The sequence below is a fragment of the Myxococcus sp. RHSTA-1-4 genome (assembly GCF_020037125.1).
Classification (GTDB): domain Bacteria; phylum Myxococcota; class Myxococcia; order Myxococcales; family Myxococcaceae; genus Myxococcus.
Genome location: NZ_JAIQDG010000091.1, coordinates 1 through 3,212 on the forward strand (window position 1 = coordinate 1; position 3,212 = coordinate 3,212).

Sequence of the window (3,212 nt, forward strand, 5' to 3'; positions counted from 1 at the left end):
AAGTACTCGGTGGCGATGTTGCGCAGCACCATGCGCTCCAGCCGGTCCAGGTCGTACAGGCCGTAGTGGGCCGCGCTCCGGACGGCTTCGAGGAAGGGCTTGCGCGGGTAGTCGGTATCCGAAGCACGAGCACCGTCTGGCGTCACTGAGCCGGCGCGCTCAAGGTGGCGTGCATGGCAGACACCGAGCTGTGGAAGAAGCGAGTGGCAGACTGGCGCGCCAGTGGAGTGAGCGCGGCGGAGTACTGCAAGGGCCAGGCGTTCACGACGGGCACGCTGTACCGGTGGTCCAGTCGTCTGGCGGGAGCCGCACGCGTCGAGGAGGGGGCTGCACTTCCCCTGGTTCGGCTGGTGCGTGACACGGGGTCCATGCCCCCGCCGGTCGCCGCCCGGTCCGCCCCGCTGGCCGCCGCGGTCCTCATCGAAGCGGGAGGGGCGCGCGTCCTGGTGCCGCCGGGCGCGGACACGGCGACGGTGCGGGTGGCGCTGGAGGCACTCGAGGCCGCTGGGTGGAGGGGCGGGCGATGATTCCGCACGGCGTCGAAATCTTCCTGGGCCTGGAGCCCATCGACTTGCGCTGGGGCTTCGAGCGACTGGCGGGCCTGGTTGAGGAGCGCCTGGGCCGGCAGACACGCAGTGGCGCGCTCTTCGTCTTCTTCGGCAAGCGGCGCACGGCGCTCAAGGTGCTCTTCTACGACGGCACGGGGCTGTGCCTTTTCTACAAGCGGCTGGACTCCGGCTGCTTCCAGGTGCCGCAGGGGCTGGAGGAGGGCGCCAGCAGCCTGGCGGTAGAGGAGCACGTTCTGGAGGAGCTATTGGACGGGCTGCGCGTCGAGGCGCCGCGTCGAGGCCCTCGCCCGCATTGAGGCGAGGAGCACCGAGGCGCCAAGGCGCTGAGGCCTACCTGCCAGGAGGGTGTCGACAGCGCGGACGTGGAGAGTTACAAGGCCCACGGTGCCGTTACCCGAGTCAACTCCCTCCCCCCTGGCGCGCATCGCCGAGCTCGAAGCGCTACTGAGCGCCGAGAAGCAGCGCAGCGCCCAGTTGGAGAAAGAGCGGGACGTGCTGCGCGCCTCGCATGAGCGGCTGCGCTTGGAACTGGAGATGCTCAAGCGCCGGCTTTTCGTCGCGAAGGCCGAAAGGGTGGACACCCGGCAGCTGGAGCTGGAGTTCGCCCAGAAGCTGCGCGCCCTGGAGGAAGTGGCCGGCACGCTGGGCATGGCACCGGACGAGACGTCAGGGGACGCCGGGGCGTCGAAGAAGAAGCGCAAGCCCTCGGGCCGCCGCGACTTGAGAAGTCTGCCGCTGGAAGAGAAGCGGGTGGAGATTGCCGACCCGCTCTTCGACGAGCTCGTCGCCCAGGGCAAGGCGGAGCGAATCGGCTTCGAGGAGAGCTGCAAGCTGGCCTGGCAGCGGGGCGGCATGCGCCGGCTCGTCATTGCCCGGGTGAAGTACCGCACCGTGGGCGCCGATGGCGAGGCGGAGTTGGAGTCAGCGATGAAGCCGCCCGAGCTCTTCTTCCGCTGCCTGGCCGCGCCGTCGCTGCTGGCGCACGTCCTCATCGCCAAGTACTGCGACGGGCTGCCGCTTTTCCGGCTGGAGCAGCGCTTCGCGCGCGACGGGGTGCCGGTGGACCGGGGAACGATGGCCCGGTGGGTGGAGGACGTGGGCGCGACGGTGGGGGCCACCGTGGTGGCCGCCATGCGCGACGAGGCGCTGGCCACCGCCTTCTGCATCGCCACGGACGCCACGGGGGTGGCGGTGCAACCGGTGCCGGACGAGGGGCGGCGTCAGCCTTGCCGACGCGGCCACTACTTCGTGCAGGTGGCCGACAAGGACGCCGTCTTCTTCGAGTACACGCCGAAGGAGACGAGCGCCGCGGTGCTGGAGCTTTTCAAGGGTTTCAGCGGCTATGTGCAAGCCGATGCGAAGAGCGTCTACGACGCCCTCTTCCGGCCCGCCGAGGAGGAACCGCCGGACGGCGAGGCCGCGGTGAGGCACGAGGTGGCGTGCTGGTCGCACTGCCGACGAGGCTTCTGGGAGGCGACGGTGGCCAAGAGCGTCGTGGCCCGTGAGGGGCTGGCACGCATCGGCCGCATTTTCGAGCTGGAGGCCATGTGGCGGCAAAAGCCCGTGCCGGAGATTCACCGGCTGCGGCAGGCCCACCTGCGCCCGCACGTGGACGCCTTCTTCACCTGGGCCGAGGCGGAGCACGAGAAGGTGAAGGCCGAGCGGGGCCTGCTGCGCAAGGCGCTCGGCTACGCCGTGCGGCAGCGTGAAGCCCTGCGACGCGTCCTCGACGATGGCCGGCTGCTGCTGGAGAACAACCGCTCCGAGAGGGAGTTGAGGCGGATTGCCGTCGGAAGAAAGGCGTGGCTCTTCGTCGGCAGCGATGACCATGCCCAGAGCGCCGGCCACCTCTTCACCCTCATCGCCACCGCCCGGCTGCACCGCCTCAACCCCGAGGCGTACCTGAGGGACCTCTTGCGCGTGCTGGCGCACTGGCCCCGCGAGCGCTACCTGGAGCTCGCCCCCAAGTACTGGGCCGCCACGCGCGCTCGCCTGGTGGCCGCCGAACTCGACGCAGAGGTGGGGAACCTCACCATTCCGGAGCCGCTGGCGCCCCCGTCCGAAGAGAAGCAGACGTCGCGCTGAGAGAGTCCTGGTCATTCTGGCAGATTGCGCCGCACTTCCTCACCAGGGAAGACGGTGCTCGTGCATCGGATACGAACAACCGCTCCGAGAGGGAGTTGAGGCGGATTGCCGTCGGAAGAAAGGCGTGGCTCTTCGTCGGCAGCGATGACCATGCCCAGAGCGCCGGCCACCTCTTCACCCTCATCGCCACCGCCCGGCTGCACCGCCTCAACCCCGAGGCGTACCTGAGGGACCTCTTGCGCGTGCTGGCGCACTGGCCCCGCGAGCGCTACCTGGAGCTCGCCCCCAAGTACTGGGCCGCCACGCGCGCTCGCCTGGTGGCCGCCGAACTCGACGCAGAGGTGGGGAACCTCACCATTCCGGAGCCGCTGGCGCCCCCGTCCGAAGAGAAGCAGACGTCGCGCTGAGAGAGTCCTGGTCATTCTGGCAGATTGCGCCGCACTTCCTCACCAGGGAAGACGGTGCTCGTGCATCGGATACCCGACGTCCCGGCGGGCAACCCGGCCACCCGAAGCATGAGCGGGAACTGGTGCCGCTCGAAAGCGTCCAGCAGGTGGT

Annotated in this window: 4 protein-coding genes; all 4 read left to right on the top strand. The window is 69.5% G+C overall.

Features of this window, described 5'->3' with window-relative positions:
- Positions 1-173 precede the first annotated feature (173 nt).
- The 4 genes from K8638_RS43975 (at position 174) to K8638_RS43990 (ending at position 3,061) form a co-directional block, all read left to right on the top strand.
- Positions 174-527, top strand: a complete 354-nt coding sequence (locus K8638_RS43975) for a hypothetical protein (protein ID WP_223760774.1) — start codon at positions 174-176, stop codon at positions 525-527.
- A complete protein-coding gene (tnpB, locus tag K8638_RS43980; RefSeq protein ID WP_223760775.1) occupies positions 524-865 on the top strand; it encodes an IS66 family insertion sequence element accessory protein TnpB in 342 nt (113 codons plus the stop codon). Before K8638_RS43975 ends, tnpB begins: the two co-directional genes overlap by 4 nt.
- Before the next feature lie 88 nt (positions 866-953).
- A complete protein-coding gene (locus K8638_RS43985; protein WP_223760776.1) occupies positions 954-2,654 on the top strand; it encodes an IS66 family transposase in 1,701 nt (566 codons plus the stop codon).
- Between the two features lie 23 nt (positions 2,655-2,677).
- The gene (locus K8638_RS43990; RefSeq protein WP_370644260.1) at positions 2,678-3,061 is read left to right on the top strand and encodes a transposase domain-containing protein; all 384 of its coding nucleotides are present in this window, start codon (positions 2,678-2,680) and stop codon (positions 3,059-3,061) included.
- Positions 3,062-3,212: the final 151 nt, after the last annotated feature.